The 17,308-nt window shown below is 74.7% G+C and carries 19 protein-coding genes; 10 read left to right on the top strand and 9 right to left on the bottom strand.

The annotated features are described in order from the left end of the window. Window positions 1–310 precede the first annotated feature (310 nt). The 3 genes from HCK00_RS04845 to HCK00_RS04835 all read right to left on the bottom strand — a co-directional run bounded on the left by HCK00_RS04845 (window position 311) and on the right by HCK00_RS04835 (window position 1,734). A complete protein-coding gene (locus tag HCK00_RS04845; RefSeq protein WP_168100693.1) occupies window positions 311–511 on the bottom strand; it encodes a DUF397 domain-containing protein in 201 nt (66 codons plus the stop codon). A 75-nt stretch (window positions 512–586) separates the two neighbouring features. Beyond that, window positions 587–799 (bottom strand): DUF397 domain-containing protein, encoded by a 213-nt coding sequence (locus HCK00_RS04840; protein WP_168100499.1) that lies wholly within the window; start codon window positions 797–799, stop codon window positions 587–589. Next, window positions 796–1,734, bottom strand: a complete 939-nt coding sequence (locus HCK00_RS04835; RefSeq protein ID WP_168100692.1) for a helix-turn-helix domain-containing protein — start codon at window positions 1,732–1,734, stop codon at window positions 796–798. Before HCK00_RS04835 ends, HCK00_RS04840 begins: the two co-directional genes overlap by 4 nt. Before the next feature lie 170 nt (window positions 1,735–1,904). On the opposite strand from HCK00_RS04835, the gene HCK00_RS04830 reads away from it, so the two are divergent. Further along, window positions 1,905–2,381 carry an ATP-binding protein gene (locus tag HCK00_RS04830; RefSeq protein ID WP_168100498.1) on the top strand — a complete coding sequence of 159 codons (477 nt, stop codon included), beginning with the start codon at window positions 1,905–1,907 and terminating at the stop codon, window positions 2,379–2,381. Between the two features lie 104 nt (window positions 2,382–2,485). Beyond that, complete coding sequence (locus HCK00_RS04825; protein ID WP_168100497.1) at window positions 2,486–2,977, top strand: GNAT family N-acetyltransferase; 492 nt, start codon at window positions 2,486–2,488, stop codon at window positions 2,975–2,977. Between the two features lie 307 nt (window positions 2,978–3,284). Here the strand turns inward: HCK00_RS04825 and kilB are convergent, their stop codons facing one another. The 3 genes from kilB to HCK00_RS04810 form a co-directional block, all read right to left on the bottom strand. Continuing rightward, on the bottom strand, window positions 3,285–3,758 hold the full coding sequence (gene kilB, locus HCK00_RS04820; RefSeq protein WP_168100496.1) for a plasmid transfer protein KilB: 474 nt from the start codon (window positions 3,756–3,758) through the stop codon (window positions 3,285–3,287). Window positions 3,759–3,839: 81 nt separating this feature from the next. Further along, entirely contained in the window at window positions 3,840–5,687 is a 1,848-nt protein-coding gene (locus HCK00_RS04815) for a phospholipid carrier-dependent glycosyltransferase (RefSeq protein WP_375781914.1), read from the bottom strand. A gap of 389 nt (window positions 5,688–6,076) precedes the next feature. Then, on the bottom strand, window positions 6,077–6,694 hold the full coding sequence (locus HCK00_RS04810; RefSeq protein ID WP_311765150.1) for a histidine phosphatase family protein: 618 nt from the start codon (window positions 6,692–6,694) through the stop codon (window positions 6,077–6,079). A 375-nt stretch (window positions 6,695–7,069) separates the two neighbouring features. Between HCK00_RS04810 and HCK00_RS04805 the strand changes: the two genes are divergently transcribed. Further along, complete coding sequence (locus tag HCK00_RS04805; RefSeq protein WP_168100494.1) at window positions 7,070–7,465, top strand: VOC family protein; 396 nt, start codon at window positions 7,070–7,072, stop codon at window positions 7,463–7,465. A 65-nt stretch (window positions 7,466–7,530) separates the two neighbouring features. Here the strand turns inward: HCK00_RS04805 and HCK00_RS04800 are convergent, their stop codons facing one another. Next, complete coding sequence (locus HCK00_RS04800; RefSeq protein ID WP_311765149.1) at window positions 7,531–9,438, bottom strand: protein kinase domain-containing protein; 1,908 nt, start codon at window positions 9,436–9,438, stop codon at window positions 7,531–7,533. A gap of 634 nt (window positions 9,439–10,072) precedes the next feature. Here HCK00_RS04800 and HCK00_RS04795 point away from each other — a divergent pair. Beyond that, window positions 10,073–10,585: a GNAT family N-acetyltransferase gene (locus HCK00_RS04795; RefSeq protein WP_168100493.1), complete on the top strand. Its 513-nt coding sequence runs from the start codon at window positions 10,073–10,075 to the stop codon at window positions 10,583–10,585. 270 nt (window positions 10,586–10,855) lie between these two features. Next, entirely contained in the window at window positions 10,856–11,728 is an 873-nt protein-coding gene (locus tag HCK00_RS04790) for a MerR family transcriptional regulator (RefSeq protein WP_168100492.1), read from the top strand. 154 nt (window positions 11,729–11,882) lie between these two features. On the opposite strand, the gene HCK00_RS04785 is transcribed toward HCK00_RS04790, so the two are convergent. After that, a complete protein-coding gene (locus tag HCK00_RS04785; protein ID WP_168100491.1) occupies window positions 11,883–12,476 on the bottom strand; it encodes a TetR/AcrR family transcriptional regulator in 594 nt (197 codons plus the stop codon). A 61-nt stretch (window positions 12,477–12,537) separates the two neighbouring features. On the opposite strand from HCK00_RS04785, the gene HCK00_RS04780 reads away from it, so the two are divergent. Together HCK00_RS04780 and HCK00_RS04775 are read left to right on the top strand one after the other, a co-directional pair. Beyond that, entirely contained in the window at window positions 12,538–13,263 is a 726-nt protein-coding gene (locus HCK00_RS04780) for a CPBP family intramembrane glutamic endopeptidase (RefSeq protein WP_168100490.1), read from the top strand. A gap of 299 nt (window positions 13,264–13,562) precedes the next feature. Continuing rightward, a complete protein-coding gene (locus HCK00_RS04775) occupies window positions 13,563–14,123 on the top strand; it encodes a TetR/AcrR family transcriptional regulator (RefSeq protein WP_168100689.1) in 561 nt (186 codons plus the stop codon). Window positions 14,124–14,288: 165 nt separating this feature from the next. Here the strand turns inward: HCK00_RS04775 and HCK00_RS04770 are convergent, their stop codons facing one another. Continuing rightward, on the bottom strand, window positions 14,289–15,083 hold the full coding sequence (locus tag HCK00_RS04770; RefSeq protein WP_168100489.1) for an aminoglycoside 3'-phosphotransferase: 795 nt from the start codon (window positions 15,081–15,083) through the stop codon (window positions 14,289–14,291). Window positions 15,084–15,197: 114 nt separating this feature from the next. Between HCK00_RS04770 and HCK00_RS04765 the strand changes: the two genes are divergently transcribed. The 3 genes from HCK00_RS04765 to HCK00_RS04755 all read left to right on the top strand — a co-directional run bounded on the left by HCK00_RS04765 (window position 15,198) and on the right by HCK00_RS04755 (window position 17,161). Beyond that, window positions 15,198–16,403: a helix-turn-helix domain-containing protein gene (locus HCK00_RS04765; RefSeq protein WP_168100488.1), complete on the top strand. Its 1,206-nt coding sequence runs from the start codon at window positions 15,198–15,200 to the stop codon at window positions 16,401–16,403. A gap of 75 nt (window positions 16,404–16,478) precedes the next feature. After that, window positions 16,479–16,970, top strand: a complete 492-nt coding sequence (locus HCK00_RS04760) for a hypothetical protein (RefSeq protein ID WP_240965262.1) — start codon at window positions 16,479–16,481, stop codon at window positions 16,968–16,970. Further along, window positions 16,967–17,161: a hypothetical protein gene (locus HCK00_RS04755; protein WP_168100487.1), complete on the top strand. Its 195-nt coding sequence runs from the start codon at window positions 16,967–16,969 to the stop codon at window positions 17,159–17,161. Before HCK00_RS04760 ends, HCK00_RS04755 begins: the two co-directional genes overlap by 4 nt. Window positions 17,162–17,308: the final 147 nt, after the last annotated feature.

The raw sequence follows: 17,308 nt of genomic DNA, 5'->3' as shown, positions 1-17,308 counted from the left end.
CCGTGCCGCTCGCGCTGCCGTCGTGAACTGCCTTGTTCGAGACACGGAAACCACCAATATACGTCAGGAAATGCCCCGGCCCCCATTCGGCCGGGGCGTTTCTCTGTCCACAGGTGGGATACGGGGGCGGGGCCAACGGGTGCGGGCCGAGGAAGGGGTCGACGTCCGGCCGGACCGCCACCCTGTGATTCCCGTCGGCCGGCCCCGCAGCCGCCGCCCAGTCCCCGGAGGTGTGCTGGTCCGGAGAGCCGGATCGCGGGGCGACCGGATGCCGAAGGTACTCCGTGCCGCCGGAGCGAAGCCCCGCCCCTCAGCCCTCTGCTGCGTATGCGGTGAAACGCTCCCAGGCGACAGGCGTGACGGCGAGTCGGGGCCCGTGCGGGAGCTTGGAATCTCTGACGAACACCGCGCCGAGGGCGATGGCGGCTTCTACACACTCCGGTCCGTCATTGGTGCTGTGGCTGCTCTTGGTCCAGCACCGGGGCGTGCGGCAGGTCGGCCGACACTTCAGGGCTCATCTCACTCCAAGGGCTGTTGATCAGCAGAGACCGAGCGGCTTACCGGATGGGCCGGAAGCTGTGCTGGATCAGGTCGACCGCGCGGTGACGTGAGTGGTGAAGTCGGTCCAGGCGTCGGAAGTTACCGTGAGGCGTGGTCCGCCAGGACATTTGGAGTCCCGGACGAGGATCGCGCCGGGTATGGCGGCGGTTTCCACGCAGTCGGGACCGTCATTGCTGCTGTGGCTGCTCTTTGTCCACCGAAGTGAGCCGTGCAACCCCGTCGAGAGTATGAGGGTCATGTCTCTCCCAGTACTGTCTCGATGAAGGCCAGCGACTCCCGGGGCGGGAGTGCCTGGGCCCGTAGCATCCCGTAGCGCATCTCGAGGATCTGGACCTCTTTGGGTTCGGACACCAGATGGGTGGTGAGCTGAGCTTCCCAGTAGCCCACCGTCGTTCCGTCCCTAAGTTTCAGTACGCGCAGTTCACCCGCCATGCCGGCGTGTTCTTCGCGGTCCGTCGGCATGATCTGGATCGCGACGTTCCGCAGTTGAGCGACTTCCCATAGATGTTCGAGTTGACGGCGTAGCACCATTCTGCCCCCGATAGGGCGCCGCAGGGTCACCTCTTCTTGAACGAAGGTGAGATGTGGAGCGGGGCGCCGGTGGAAGATCTGCTGCCGGGCGAGGCGAGCGGTGACCTGCTGTTCGATCTCTTCCTCGTCGTATACCGGGCGCCGCATCCCGAACAGGGCTCTGGCGTACTCCTCCGTCTGCAGCAGGCCGTGCACGTTGTGGTTGCTGTAGGAACCCAGTTCGACCGCTTCGTCCTCGATTCTGGCCAGGTCGCGGACCTTCTTCGGGTAACGGGCCTCGGCGACGTCCTTCGCCATCGCCGCGATCTTGCCGTCGGCGGCCAGTACCCGGTCCGCGTTCTTCAGGAACTCCGGCCGCGGGATGCGCCTGGCGCGCTCCACGGAGGACACCAGGTCTTCCCCGTAACCGATGGCTTTGCCGAGTTCTGCCTGCTTGAGGCCCGCGCCTTCCCGCCAGAGTTTGATCTGTCGCCCGATGGCCCTGAGGACTGCTCCGTCCTCCCCCAGAAGCGAGTCCCAGCGGGTTTCGTCAGCCCCGTCCGTCGTGTACTCCGCCCACCGTCGCTCCTCGTCGCGGCCGTTGTGCGCGGTCTCGTCGTGATTTTCGTGCGTCACCGGTCCGCCCCTCCTGTGCGCGTGCATCCGCTCCGCTTGGTGTCCTTGGTCTCCGGTGCTCTCTCTGGCCAACAACCGCCGCCCGCGCCGCGTCACGACCGACAAGCGGTACGGGTCGACGCTCACGGCCGGACAACTACGCCCCGTGCCGACGTGGTTACTGGTCACCGTAGACGGCGGAGGCCACGCTGAGTGATGTGACGCAAGAAATCACCCGAACCGAGAATTCCGCTCAGGCACGCCAGTTCAGCGTGCGGCTCTCCGCCACCCGTCGCGGTGCCCGGCGTGCCCGGCGGCTGGCCGTCGCGCAACTGTGCACGTGGGGGCTGCCGTACGAGACGGTGGAACAGATCGTCGCGGAGCTGGCCGCCAACGCCGTGCTGCACGGGCATGTACCCGGCCGTGACTTCCGGCTGACGCTGTGCCTACCGGAGGTGAACACGCTCCGTATCGAAATCGCCGACGCCCGGGGCGACCGCTTGCCGCCAGCAACCGTCCCGGGGCCCCACCCGCGGACCGAGGGCGTGGACCCCCGGGCGGAAGGGGCGCCGGACGCCGAATCGGGCCGTGGCCTCCTCATCGTCGCTGCGCTGGCCGACCGCTGGGGCGTGGTCACGGGTCCGCCGCCGCGTAAGACGGTCTGGGCGGAGCTCGCGCTCCCCGGGGACCGGTGAGGCCGGGGGACGGGTGGGGCCGGGGGACCGGTGAGACCGGGGCCCGGCAGCCGGTCGGGGAAATCCGCTGGCCACGCGGGTTGGTGGTGCGGGAGGCTCGGCCCGTGGTTGACCTGCGATCCCTCTCGACCGAGGACGACTGGCCGCTGTGGCGGGACGCCCGCCTCGCGGCGCTGGCCGAGGCGCCCCACGCCTTCAAGTCCCGGCTGGCCGACTGGCACAGCGGCGACGAGGAACGCTGGCGCGCCAGGCTGACGGCCCCGGGGACGTACAACCTCGTCGCACTCCTGGGCGACGGGCGGATCGCCGGGGTGGCGAGTGGCGTGCCCGCCGGGCCGGGCGGGGTGTACGCGCTGCGGTCGGTCTGGGTGAGCCCGGAGGCGCGGGGGAAAGGGGTCGCGGACCGTCTGCTGACGGCGGTCGGGACCTGGGCCCGGCAGGCGGGCGCCACGGCCCTGCGGCTCACCGTGATGCCGGACAACGAGCCGGCCATCGCCCTCTACCGGCGGCATGGTTTCGCCCGCACCGACGAGCCGGGAGACCTCCTGGCGGACGGGGTGACGCGGGATCTCGTCATGCGCAAGCCGCTCGACTGATCACCACGGCCCGCGCCACCGGCCCCCTCCGCCACCGGCCCCCTCCGCCACCGGCCCCCTCCACCACGGGCCCTCTCCACGTCCGGCCCCCTCCGCCTTCGGCCCTCTCCACCTCCCACGCGGTCTCCGGGCGCCCCGGAGAGACGGACGGGTGTTCGTCCGAGGCATGCGCCCGCCGCCCGCCATCCGCCGTCCGCCGCCAACGGCTCGATGGGCGCCGCCCGTTGCCCGCCGTCCCCGTGGCGCTCAGCGGACCACCAGCCGAGGATGTCCTTGGCGAAACCCGCCTGCGCCGTCCCCGTGGCGCTCAGCGGACCAGGGGCGAGGCGCGCGCCACGAAGGCCTCGATGGCCCGCTTCGACGCGAGGTCGCGGGTGTCCCGCTCGGCCCGTTCCACCGCGAGGGAGATGTCCCGGGTGTGGTCGTAGGCGCGCTCGGCGGCGCGGATGACGTCCTGGTCCTCCGCGTCGGTGAGCAGCTTGACGCGGTACAGCGTCTGCCGGGCCATGGTCCGCAGGTGGTGGGCCTCGTCCCGGGCGGTGAGGAACGCCTCCCCCTCCGGGTCCTCCGCCCACCGGAACCAGCGGTCCGCCTGGCCCCGGCGGTAGTCCTCCATGGCGGCCGCGAACGTGCTGTACGCGGCTATGCGTTCCTGCCGCAGCGACTCCGAGCGCGTGAACTGCTCACTGCGCCGGGACGCGAGGCGCTGGAAGACGTGTGTGATCAGTGAACCCAGCAACGTTCCGACGACGGCCACGACACTCGTCCAGAGGGCTTCCATGACAGGAGTCGATCACAGGACCGCGCGGCACCGCACCGGGCGTGGAGGACCCGGCCGACGCCATCCCCGCCGGGCGCCGGCTCACCGTGGGCCCTCCGCCGCGTCCACCCGGAAGAGGGTGATCGAGTGGCCGATCCGCTCGACCGGTGTGCTCCTCTCCAGCAGCACCCGCAGGCGGCCCTTCGCCTTGGCGACGGAGGAGTTGGAGACCGCGAGGACCCCGCGCACCTCGCCGGGCGGGACCTCGCGCGGGTCGGCGGCGCGGATGCCGTAGTGGGCGGGGACGCCGCTGCCCTTGTAGACGAGCCAGATCCGCTCGCCGGGGTGGTGCTCGCGCAGGTGGCCGGCGAGCCGGCCCAGGTCCTGGCCCCAGTCGACGTTGGAGTCGTGCAGATGGCGGTGGGTCGCGGCCGGGCCGCCGAACGCCTCGTTGGCGTACGGCAGGTAGTAGGGGAACGTCCGCAGCGAACTGACGGCGACGGAGAGGAGCAGCAGCGAGGCCGTCACCGCGTGCACCCGCCGTCCCCGCCGCCCCCGTGGCCGCCGGGCGACCGCACCGGCCGCCGCGACCGCCAGCAGCATCGGCAGGAAGACGGCGTAGCGGACGCCGAGATCACGCTCACCGGTCATCGCGGCGGCCAGCAGCACGGCGGCCGGGGCGAGGACGTACGGAGCGGCCGGCCGCAGCCGGGGTGAGGTGAGAAGGGCGAGGACACCGGCCGCCCAGAGGGCGAGCGCGCCGAGCGGGGTCTTCACCAGCAGCGCGGCCGGCAGGTAGTACCAGAGCGAACCGGAGTAGAGCCGGCCGAAGAGGAAGCCCTCCCAGGTCCTCGCCTCGAAGCCGAACTGGATCCGCATGCCGTCCCGGAACGGTTCGGGGAACGGCAGCAGATCGATGACGTGCCCGCGCAGGCCGCCGACGGCGGGCAGGTTCTGCGGCGCCGACCAGCGCAACCGAGGGTCGACGGCGAGATACGCGGCCCAGACGACGGCGACGGAGACCGCCGCCACGCCGAGAACGGAGAGGAGCACGAGCGCCGCGCGGCCGGACCGCCGGGACGGTGCCCGGAGCCGGGAGCGGGCCGGGGGCCGGGAGGGGGCGGCGCCCGGCCGTTCGTGCGCGCCCGCCGCGGGCCGTCCGCGCCCGTCGGTGGCCCGCCCCGGCCCGGTGGTTTGCCCTGGCCCGGTGGTCCGACGCGGGCCGGTGGCGTGCCACACCGAGACCGCGGTCAGGGCGAGCAGCACGGGCACCGCCGCCAGCATGCTCATCTTCACGGCCACGGCGGCCCCGAGCGCTCCGCCCACGAGACCGAGACGGAGGAACGGACGGATCCCGGGGCCCGCGAGCCGGGCCAGCCACACCTGCCACACCTGCCACACCGAGGTCAGGAGGAATCCGGCGGCCGGGACGTCGAGGGTGGCCAGCGAACCGTGGGCGATGACATCGGGCGAGAACGCGTAGAGCGTGAGCGCCGCCAGGCCGCCCGCGTCACCGGTGAGATCCCGCGCGAAGGCGAGAACGACGAGGCCGAGGAGGAGGGTGAACGCGATCACCGGCAGGCGGGCCGCGAGCATCAGCCGCCAGGGGTCGTTGCCGGACTCGTAGAGGAGGCGGCGGCCGAGCCGCGTCTGGTCGGTCAGGGAACCCGGTTCGAGACGGGGGCCGGCGAACGCGGTGCCCGCGGCCACGAGCAGTTTGCCCAGCGGCGGGTGTTCGGGGTTGAAGCGCAGGCTGTGTTCCTGCCGGTAGACCTCGGCAGCGGCCACGTACACCGGTTCGTCGATGGTGGGCGTCTGCCGCACGGCCGTGGTGACCATGGCGACGGCCATCTGCGTCAGCAGCGCGACGACGGCGAGGAGGTACAGCGGGCGGCGGTGACGGCGGAGGACGGCGAGCGCGCGGCGCGTCCGGGCCGCGCCGGTCGCCACCGCGGCCGCTCCACCGGCCGCCTCCCCGGCCGCCGGGTCCGCCGTCCCGGCGGGGGCCCCGGCATCGGAGCGGGCCCGGGGGACGGGACGGTCGCGGGGGACCTCCCCCGCGGCGGCACCGGGTTCGGCGGCGGAGGGAGGAGGCCCGGTCACGGCCGGAGCGGTCCGTCGGGCGCCCGGCCCGGCTCGCCGTGCGGCCGGGTGGCGCCGGGGGAGGGCAGGGCCAGGAGGGCGACCAGGAACAGGGCCAGCAGCATGACGAAGAACATGACCAGGGATACGTCCGCTCCGCGGGGATGTGCTCACCGGGAGCCGGGGCCCACGGGCGCGGCCCGCCCCCGGCCCGGGTCATGGCCGGCGCCGCACGGCCCGACCGTACCGGAACCGGCTCAGTACCGGAGTTCGTCGGGGAAGCCGGTCCAGCGCAGCTCCGGGGACAGATGAGCCATGTCGTTGAGGGCCAGGACGGACGCGGGGCGGCCGGGGGCGTAGCGGATCACGGTCAGGGCGGCGTGGGCGGGATGGAGCCCCATCCACCGCCACGGGGGTGCGTCGAGCGCGGCCCGGACGAGCCAGCCGATCAGGAAGGCGTGGGTGACCACCAGTTCGCGGCGCGGTTCGGCCGCGTCGACGGGGCCGGTGAAGCGGGCGAGCGCCTCGCGGGCGAGAGCGGGCCCCCGGCGCCGGTCCTCGGCGGGGTACGCGTCGAGACGGCGCAGCGCGGAGTCGGCGAAAGCCGGCGGCAGCTCCTCGCGGCGCGGCAGGTGGGGCAGGTAGTCACCGGCGGCCTCGGAGCGGTGCAGGGGCGTGCCGTCGAGGTGTCCGGCGACGAGCCGGGCCGTCCGCTCCGCCCGGGGCAGCGGTCCGTGGTGGACCACCGACAGGCGGGCTTCCCGCAGTCGCCTGCCGAGGGCGGCGGCTTGGCGGTCGCCGGCCTCCGTCAGCGTGGTCTCGTCCGGGGTGGCCTCACCGTGGCGGGCGAGGTAGAGGGTGCGGGTGGCGGTCACGGCAGGTCGGGTCCCGTCGTCGGTTCGGCGGCGCTTCGGTGCGGTGGCGCTTCGGTTCGGTGGTCCGGCCGGGTGGACGGGCCGGGTGGACGGCCCGGGTGGTCCGGCGGGGCGGCGCGGCCGGCGGCACCGTTCGGCCGGTGGGCCCCGCCCAAGCCGGCTGGCCTCCGGCATCGCTGCGATGCGGGACGCCGTCGCGGCGGAGCCGGTTCCCGCGTGGTGCCGATTCGGGGCGATGCCGCTTCCGGGACCGCAGGGCCCCGGCTGCGGGCCCGACCACCGTGCGACCGGAACCGCAGCCCCGGGGCGGGGGCGCGGCGGCCGGGGCCCGCGGGGCCGGCGGCGATGTCGGTGGTGGGGGTTAGCGTCGGTGGCATGGAGACCTCACCGCGATTCACCCTGGCCTCGACCACGCTGGACGCCCCCGACGCGCGCGAACTGGCCGGGTTCTACCGGGCCCTGCTCGGCTGGCAGGTGAAGGAGGATGTCGCGGACTGGGTGCTGCTCACCTCGCCGGGCGGTGGCGCCGGGGTGTCGTTCCAGACGGAGCCGGAGTTCGTCCGGCCGGTGTGGCCCACCGCGCCCGGCGAGCCGCAGATGATGGCGCACCTGGACATCGAGGTGGACGACCTGCCCTCGGCCGTCGCGCACGCCACCTCGCTCGGCGCCGTCCTCGCGGACTTCCAGCCCCAGGACGGTGTCCGGGTCCTGCTCGACCCGGTGGGCCACCCGTTCTGCCTGTTCATACACGAGGCACCGGACGCCGGCTGACCGCTGGGGGCACGGCGGCGGGGCGCCCGCCCCCCGGCCGGGGCGCCGGCGCGTGGCGCCCGGGATCAGCCGGAGGTGATGCGGAAGCTGTCGCCGACGCGGTCGAAGACGGGGCGGTAGCGGTCCCAGTCCTTCGCGGGGGCCGAGAGGTAGAGGACGTACTTCTTGCCGCCGGGGCGGCCGAAGCCGAGGTTGATCGCGCGGTAGTCCCGCTTCCGGCCCTCCCAGGTGAACTCCCAGACCGCGGCCGGCCTCTCCCGGTACTCGGTGCGGTTCATGCGCAGCTGGCGGTAGCCGGGGAGCTTTCCCTCCTCGCGGGAGCGGGCCTCGTCGTCCTTCCAGTCCTGGAGGGGGTCGTCGCTCGCGAAGTCCTGGACGTTGACCCGCAGGCCGGCCAGGCCGGTCGGGTCGACGTAGACGATCTCGTCGCCGCTCCCCGCCTTCTCGCGCGTCCAGCCGTCGGGGACGGGCACGGAGACGCCGAACTCCTTTTCCTCGGCGTAGTGGTAGCCGGACGGGAGCGGGGAGGGGGACGCGCCGGAAGGGCTCGCCGAGGGGGAGGAACTCGTCCGCCCGCCGGAGGCGGAACCGGTCCCCTCCGAACCGGCCCTTTCCTGCCACAGATACACCCCCGCGGCGGTCCCGCCCGCCGCGGCGATCACCAGGGCCAGGACGGCCCCCCATACGGCGGCCCGGCGGCGGCGCGGACGCGCGGGGTCGCGGGGGGCGGTGCCGTCGTGGAGGGCCGCCGGGGGCGCGCCGTGGGGGGCGAGGTCGGGGCGGGTGGAGCCGGGGGCGGGTTCGCCGGGCGTCCCGGTGGTCCCGGTGGTCCCGGGGGGCGCCTGGGCGGTGGAGGCGCCGGCCCCGGCCGTGGCCATGGGGGACGGGCCGGGCCCGGGGGAGCGGCCGGCGCCCGCGCCCCGGCCGGGGTCCGCTCGCGGGCCCGGCTCGTGGCCGGGGGAGGCTGCCGGGCCGGGCTCGTGGCCGGGCTCGTGGCCGGGCTCGGCGTCGGGCTCGTCTCCGGAATCGGTGGCCGTGCGGAGGGGCCGGCCGGGAAGTGTGCCGTCGTCGGTGGCGAGGGGCGCCGCACCTGGTGCCCCCGGGGACGCCGTCGGCTCGGGGGACGACGGCGCGCCCGTTCCGGCCGGGGCCGCCTCGCCCAGGCGCCGTTCGGTCTCCGTGGTCGTGGGACGCGCCTCGGGGGCCTTGGCCAGCAGGTCCTCGATCAGCGCCGTCAGCGGCCCCGGCCGGTGCGGTGGGGGCGGGGGGTCCGTGGTGATGGCGTAGGCGGTGTTGAGCGGCGCGTCCCGGCGGAACGGGGGCACGCCCTCCACCGCCTGGTACAGCGTCGCGCCGAGCGCCCACAGGTCCGAGGCGGGGCCGGGTGTGCCGCCGGCGAGGCGCTCGGGGGCGAGGTAGTCCAGCGAGCCGACCAGCTCCCCCGTCTTCGTCAGGGTGGACGCGCCGGCTGCCACGGCGATCCCGAAGTCCGTGAGCACCACCCGGCCGTCCTCGCCGAGCAGCACGTTCCCCGGCTTGACGTCCCGGTGGAGGACGCCCGCGGCGTGCGCCGCCCGCAGCGCCGCGACCATGCCGAGGCCGATCCGGGCCGCCTCCCCGTGCGGGACGGGACCGTTCCGCTTCAGCTCCTCGGCGAGCGTGCGCGAGGGGATGTACTCCATCACGATGCACGGCAGCCCCGCGTCCTCCACCACGTCGTGCACCACGACGACATGGGGATGGGCGATACCGGCGGCGGCACGCGCCTCCCGCCGGGTGCGTTCGTACAGCACGGCGCGCTCGTCCTCGGAGAGGTGCGGGGTCATGTGGAGGCGCTTCAGGGCGACATGACGGCCCAGCTCCTCGTCCCACGCCCGCCAGACGGTGCCCATGCCGCCGCTGCCGACCCGGTCCAGCAGGCGGTACCGCCCGCGGATCACCCGTCCCTCGTCCGCCTCAGCGCCGTACGACACCGCAGCCCCCTCGCGCTCGTCCCGGATCGTTCGTGCGTTGCGGCTACCCCGCGGGGGCGGACCGCGTCGCCGAGCGCTCCGGGAGTTCGCCACGGCGGCGGGATTCCGCCGCGCCGACGAGGGGCGACCCTGCCGGGACGCCCCGCCGAGCCGGCCGGTCCGCCGTCACCGGCCCGCCGGCTCACCGCCGTTGGCCCGACACGATACGGCGTCGGCCGCAGGGGGCGGCGCCCGGTCCGCGGCGACGACGGGGCCGGACAGACGCCATGGCGTGGCTGTTCGGTCATCCGATCCGGGCCGCCGGGCCGCAGTTCGGGATGATCCTCGCCATCCGGGCGCGGGGCGGGCCCCGGCTCCCCGGCCGCCACGCGTGGAGTCGCCGTCCGGCGGGTCGGGACGCGGGGACCACCCGGCGGAGTGGACGTTCCCGGTGGGGAATCGAGCGCGGCGGCCGGGGCAGCCGCAACTGTGTGCGGACGGGGTGCCGGGCGCCCCGTGGTCCGTGCCGTGGCCCGTTCCCGTGCCGCTCGTCGGTGCGCCGTCCGCCGTCTCGCCGTCCGCCGTCACGGTGCCGGTCGTCTCGCCGTCCCGGGCTCCGCCGTCCGTCCGGGCCTCCCTCCGTATGCTGACGGCCATGGTGAAGCTGGAGCGGCTCCGGGCCGATCACGCGGAGGCGCTGCTGGCCTTCGAGCGGGAGAACCGGGAGTACTTCGCCCGCTCGGTACCGGACCGGGGCGACGCGTACTTCGACGGTTTCCCCGCCCGCCACCGCGCCCTCCTCGCCGAGCAGGCGGCGGGCGCCTGTCACTTCCACGTCGTCCTGGACGAGCGCGGGGAACTGGTCGGCCGCGTCAACCTGGTCGATGTGCGGCGGGACACGGACGGGCGGGACGGGGCGGAGGCGGAACTCGGCTACCGCGTCGGCGAGCGGGCCGCGGGGCGCGGAGTCGCCACGGCGGCCGTCACGGAGGTGTGCCGGCCGGCCGCCGAGGAGTACGGCCTGACCGCCCTCACCGCCGAGGCGACCCTGGACAACCCGGCCTCCCGGGCCGTCCTCACCCGGACCGGGTTCGCCCCCGTCGGGGACATCGTCCTCGCCGGCCGCCCCGGCACGCGCTACCGGCGCCTCCTCACAGCGCCGCGCTGACCGCACCGCGCTGACCGCACCGCGCTGACCGGGGCCGGACATCGACGTGGCGGGCGCGGTGGCACGAAGGCGCGACAACGGGCGCGGGCGATGACCTGACGGCCGCGACGACTCGGCGGCTCAGGGTCAGCGCGACAACTCGGCGGCAACCCGCCGGCACGGCAACCCGTCGGCACGGCACCACCACCGCGCCCCGCTCGAACTCCCGCCCGGCCCGGCCGGATTCCGCTTGACCCTCACACCGTGTCAGGTGCTGAACTCGGAGCCGCCATGTTCACCATCGGAGACTTCGCCCGCCACGGCCGCGTCTCGGTCCGGATGCTGCGCCACTACGACGCCACCGGCCTGCTGCGCCCTGCCCACGTCGATCCCGCCACCGGCTACCGCCACTACACGGCCGCCCAGCTCACCCGGCTCAACCGGATCATCGCCCTCAAGGAGCTGGGCTTCACGCTCCAGCAGGTGCGGGACATCGTCGACGAGAAGGTGACCGCCGAGGAGCTGCGCGGGATGCTGCGGCTGCGGCGGGCCGAGCTGGAGGCGGCGATGACCGCGGCGGCGGCACGGCTGGCCCAGGTCGAGGCGAGGCTCCGGTCGATCGAGAGCGAGGGGCACATGCCCAGCAACGACGTCGTCGTCAAGAGCGTCCCGGCCGTGCGGGTGGCGGAGCTGACCGCCGTCGCCGCGAGCTACGACCCCCAGGACATCACCCCCGTCATCAGCCCGCTCTACGACGAGCTGTTCCGCCGGCTGGAGACGGCGGGGATCGCCCCCGCCGGCCCGACCCTGGCGTACTACGAGGACGCGCCGGAGGGCGGGGGCGCCGTCACCGTCCACGCGTGCGTACAGGTGTCCGCCACCGAGCAGGCGTCCGCTCCCGGCGCGGCAGGCGGGGCGGGTGGCGGGGACGGGCTCCGGGTCCATGACCTGCCCGCTTTCGAGCGGGCCGCGACCATCGTCCACCGCGGCTCCATGGACGGGGTGCTGCCCACGGCCCAGGCCCTGGACCGCTGGATCGAGGGCAACGGCCACCGGTCGGCCGGCTACCCCCGCGAGATCACGCTGGAGTGCCCGGAGAACCGCGACGACTGGGTGACGGAACTCCAGACCCCGGTGGTGGAGAGGGCTCCGGCGGGAGCCTGAGCGGCGCCGCGGGAGGAAGACGGAGCCCGGCCGGGCGCGCGAGGCGGCGGCCCGGTCCCGGCCGGGCGCGCGAGAGGCGGCGGGCCCGGCGCCGGCCGGGGTGTGACGCGGTGGACCTCGCCTCAACCGAGGGCGTGACGCGGCGGGACGGGCCTCAGCCGGGCGCCGCCGCGAGGCGCGTGAGGTGGCGGTCGATCTCCTGGCGTGCCGCGTCGGGGCTCAGGCCCGTCGTCAGGACGCGCACGGTGACGCCGTCCATCAGGGTCGTGAGCGCGGCGGCCTCGGCGCGGGCGTCGATGTGGGCGGCGACCCCGCCACCGGCCTGGCCGAGGGTGAGCAGCCGTTCGAGGTTGGCCCGCAGCTCCGCCTCGTTCTCGGCGAGAACCGCCGCCAGCCGGTCGTCGGCCAGCGCCTCCGAGGTCAGGACGAGCCAGACGCGTGCTTCGAAGACCCGTTCCGCGTCGAGCGGGACGAGTTCCCACACCGCCCGCCGGATGACCTCCGGCGTGATCGTGTCACCGGGAATCCTGCGCGCCCGCCGCACCACCCGGGCCGCCAGGTGCTCCAGGGCGGCGCGCACCATGCGTTCCCGGGTCGGGAGGTAGTGCTGGGCGGTGGCCAGGGCCATCCCCGCCTCGCCGGCGACGGCCCGCACCGTCATCCCGGCGGAACCGGAACGCCCCAGCACCGTGCAGGCCGCGGCGCCGAGCTGCCGCCGCCGCTCCTCGTGATCCACAACCTTCGGCACAGAGCCGATCCTAGATGATCGGTCGTTTGACCGATATAGGTCAGCCGCCTAATCTCCCTGCATGAGCACGTCCCCGCCGGGTGGCACGCACCCGAACGATCACGCCCCTCGCTTCACCTACGCCGACATGGCGCTGGTGCTCCTCGTCGGCGTCGGCCTCGCCAACTCCGCGGTGGCGGACTTCCTGGCGCGCGGGCCGGCCCACCTGGGGCTGTCCGGGACGGCCGCGGCGAGCATCGCCTGGTTCCTGATCAACGGCGTCCAGGTGACCGTCGGACTGCTGGTCGTACGGCACCGCTTCGGCGCGATCAGGCGCCCCCTCCTGCTGATCCGCCCCGCGCGGGGCCAGGTCGGCGCCGCGATCGGCTGGGGCCTGGCCAAGGCCGCCCTGACCCTCGGTCTGGTGCTGGCGCTGCCCGCCGCGCTCACCGAAGGGGGAGGCGGCGAAGGCGGCCACCCCGCCGGGAGCCTTCCGGCGCAGTTCGCCTTCGCGTTCGCCTTCGGTGCCCTCGCCTCCCCCTTCTACGAGGAAGTCCTCTACCGGGGCGTCTTCTACCAGGGGCTGGCCGCACGGCTTCCCGCCGTCACCGCCGTCGTCCTGTCGGCGGGCGTCTTCGCGCTGGTGCACCTGCCGCGCGTCTTCAACACCATCAGCGCGCTCTTCGCCGGTCTGCTCTTCGCCTGGCTCCTGCACCGCCACCGGAACCTCTGGGTACCGATCCTGGCCCACGCCGTGAGCAACGGAACCCTGGTCGTCCTGGCCTTCGCCGCCGAGGCGGCGGGGTGACGGGGTGACGGGGTGGCGCGGCCGAACCGGGACCCGGGGCCGGGTCAGGGGCGGCCGGCCCCGGGTCCGGCCCGGCCGCCGCCTGGCGGCTCACGGCGGACTATCGTGAACGCCGGCGTACGGCGGGGACAGGCCCCGGCACCGGCCGGCCCGGCAGGCGAGGGCTCCGGGCGCCGCCACCACGAAGCCCGGCCCGCCGTCCTCCCTCCACCGAGCGGGATGGCGCCGCCACGGCCCCACTCCGCGGAGGGACGGTGACCACGGTGACCACCGGAGCTGAACGAGGCCCACGCGAGCGGATGGTGTTCGCCGCCGCCCAGCTCATCCGCCGCCGCGGAGTGGCCGCGACGGGGCTGCGGGACGTCGTCGCGTACGCGGAGGCCCCGCGCGGATCGCTCCAGCACTACTTCCCGGGCGGCAAGACACAGCTCGTCGGCGAGGCCGTGGACTGGGCGGGCGACTACGCCGCCCGGCGCGTCGCCCGCTTCCTCGCCGCGCTGCCCGAACCCACACCGGGCGGGCTGTTCGCGGCGATGGTGCGCCAGTGGACGGACGAGTTCGAGACGGCCGGACGCCTCGCGGGGTGCCCGGTGGCCGCCGCGACCGTGGACTGCGCGGACACCGCCGAGCCCACCCGCGAACGCGCCGCGGCCGCGTTCGCGCACTGGACGCGTCCCGTGGCAGCGGCCCTGACGGAGCTGGGCGTACCGGCGGAGCGCGCCGAACCCCTGGCCACCCTCATGATCAGCTCTCTGGAGGGCGCGATCCTCATCGCGCGCGCCGAGCAGAGCCCACGGGCGCTCACCACCGTCGCCCGCGAACTGGCCCCGCTCCTCGACGGCCACGCCGCCGGGCGCTGACCTGCGCCGACCTGCCCCGACCTGCGCAGAAGTGCCCTGCTGTGCCCGGTCGTGCCCTCCGTTGGCCGAGAGGCACCGGCGTGCCCGCGTTCGTTCGGCCGTTCGCCTGCGGGTCCGTTCGCCCGCACGCCGGGAGGAGACGCGGGAATCCGGGGGTCCGGCCCCTCAGGTGGCGTCCCAGAGAGCCCGGTAGAAGCGGATCCGCTCCGGATCGGGTGCGATCCCGTAGGCGTCGAGGAGGGTGTCCTCCCACCCGGGACCGTAGTTCCACTGCGTGGCGTAGGTGGCGATGGCCAGGTCGGCCCACCGGTCCGCCACGCCGAGGGCGTCCAGGTCGACATGGCCCGCCCAGGAACCGTCCTCGTGCAGCAGGGTGTTGGGCGAGCAGGCGTCGCCATGGCAGACGACGAGCCGGTCCACCGGCGGGGCGGGCGGCAGGTCGGCGGGGACCGCGACGCCCCGCCGCCGGGCCTGCTCCAGCCGGTCCGTCACCGACCAGCTGAACGGGCACGAGTCGACCGGCAGCCGTTCGTGGAACACCCGCAGCCCCGCGCCGATGGCGCGCACGGCGGCCTCCGGACGCGCCTTCCACCGCGGGCTGACGGCGCTGTCCCCGGGCAGGCCGCGCGTGAGGAGCCAGTCCCCGGCCGCGCCCGCCTCGTTCTCCGTTGCGCCGCCCGTCCCTTCGTCCGTCCCTTCGTCCGTCCCCTGGTCCAGGACCTCGGGGACGGGGGTGTACCGGACGGCCCACCGCAGCCGTGCCGCCTCACCGGGCAGGTCCAGGCCGGAGCCCCGGGGCGCCCACTTGGCGAACAGCCGGCTCTCCCCCTCACCGATCTGGAAGGTCAGCCCGCCCGCCTCGTTGACCCACACGGGCAGCAGCGCACGCCCCCGGGCGAGCGCGGCGATCCTGGGCGGCACGGACACGTCACGGGCGGGCGGCCCGGAGTAGAGGCTCATCCCGGCATGCTGCTCGGCCGGACGCCACCGGACAACCGGTTTGCGCCCCAGGACCAACCCGCGAGGAGTAGCGTCCCGAACGCCGGGTCCCGCAGGGCCAGAGGGGGAGACCTGATGCAACACCCCATCGACGAGCACACCGGTGCCCGTATCGCGGATTACCGCAAGCTGCGCCACCTCACCCAGGAGGCCCTGGCGCAGCGGGCGTTTCTCTCCCGGAGCTGCATCGCGAAGGTGGAGAAGGGGCTCGCGCCCGCGACCCCGGCGGTGGTCGCGGCCGTCGCCCGGGTCCTCCAGGTGGACGTCGCGGTGCTCAACGGCCAGCCGTACACCTCACAGTTGCGGCAGGACCACCTCGACCGGCTGATCGCCCCGCTCTCCGACGCGCTGGACCTTTACGACCTGGGGCCCGACCCGGACATCACCCCGCGTCCCCTCGCGTGGATCGAACCCGAGGTCCGGCGGCTCTGTGAGAACACCTGCGCCACCGAGTACAGCGGCGTCGGTGAGAGACTCCCCGGCCTGCTGGGTGAACTCACCACCGCGCTGAGCCTCCTCCCCGCGGGCGAGGAGCGGCGGAAGGCGGCCGCGTTGCTCGCCTGGTGCTACTGGACGGCGTATGAGTTCGCGTACCGCCTCGGGTACCACCTGCTCGCGTCCATCGCGCTGGAGCGGATGGGCTGGACCGCCGAGCAGGCCCAGGACCCGCTGCTCCTGGCCGTCCGGCTGGGCCGGCGCAGCAGCATGCTCCTGCGCCGGGGCGACAACCGGATGGCGCTGAGGATCCTCGACCGCGCCCACCACCTGGTGGGTCAGCATGAGGAGCCGGGCTCCGTGCCCGCTCTGGCCGTGGCGGGAAGCTTGCACCTGGCGGCGGCCATCGCCGCCGCACAGGCGAAGGACGCCGACACGGTCACCGGACGGATGGAACTGGCACGCCGAAGCGCCGACGGCATCGGCCAGGACGTGCCCGAGGTCTACTGGGCCGGGTTCGGCGGCACGAACGTCCACCACTTCGACGTGGCCACCCGGGTCGAGCTGGGGAGGCTCGGTGAGGCCGTCCAGAGCGCGAAGGACCTGCGTTTCCCCGCCGGGCATCCGAGGATGCGGGTCGGCCGCTACCACATCGAGATGGCGCGGGCCTACACGGAGATGGGGAAGGCCGAGGCAGCACAGCGGTCGCTGCACCTGGCCCGGACCATCGCCCCGCAACAGGCGCGTTACCACCCTCTCGTACGGGAGACCATCGGCGCGCTGGTGCGCCGCCGACGGCGGGCCACGGAAAGCCTGTCGTCCTTGGCGGCCTGGGTGGGCCTGTAGAACCTCGGTTCGATACCCGGTTGTTCACGAGACATGAACAACCGGCGCCTCGACCGGCGACACAGTGATGACGCCATGAACACGAAGCGTCACCTGGAGTCAATGATGACGGCCGAGGGGAAGGTCGCGCCCGCATGGGCGCTCGAATGGGTCCGCCGCACCGGTGTGAGCCCCGATGACGCGGCGCGGGCCTGGGCGGCGGACGAACTGGTGGAGCTGCCGGTCGGCGTCGCCTGGGACCTCGTCGTGCTGCCCGTGCGGGAGGGCTGGCGCGCCGTCCAGATCCTCCAGGACCTCGGTGAGGCCGGGCCGGTCCTGCTCACCCCGCAGGGCGTGTCGGTGCTCGTCCCGCCGGGTTCGGCTCGCGGCTGGCACCTCCCGGGGGCGCGGATCCTCCGCCGGCCGGGGACCGTCGAGGCCCCGCCGCCGCGGGTCACGGCCCCGCACACGCTCTGCCGCCGCTCGTGGATCGTCCCGCCGGACGGCGGTGGGACGCTCTCCGACGCGGACGCGCTGTGGGGCGCGTACGCGGCGGCCCTGACGGCGGACGGGAGGGTCGGGCGGTGACCCCTTACTGCGTGACCTGTGACGAGCGCCAGGACCTCCGCCCTGTCCGGACCCGGCACGGCGCCGGCGGGCCCGGCTCGACCGTCTACGCCTGCCCGCGCCACGCCGCCGCGTACCCGCCGGAACCGGACCCGATCGAGGTCATCGAATCCATCCTCCGCGCGCGCGGAGAGCCGGATGACGAGGGGTGAGGGGTGGAGGAATGACGGGCGGGGGCGAAGGGTGAGGAGACCACCGGGGGAGCGGAGGGGGCACGGAACCGGCCGCGACGGAGGCGGGCGCCGGGACTCCCGCCCCGGGTGAGGGTGGTGCCACCGTGGGGCAGGCCCCTCCGCGGT

This window comes from Streptomyces zingiberis (assembly GCF_012034935.1).
Taxonomy (GTDB): domain Bacteria; phylum Actinomycetota; class Actinomycetes; order Streptomycetales; family Streptomycetaceae; genus Streptomyces; species Streptomyces zingiberis.
The sequence above is the reverse complement of the archived record's forward strand: the minus strand, read 5'-3'. Positions and strand labels throughout refer to the sequence as shown.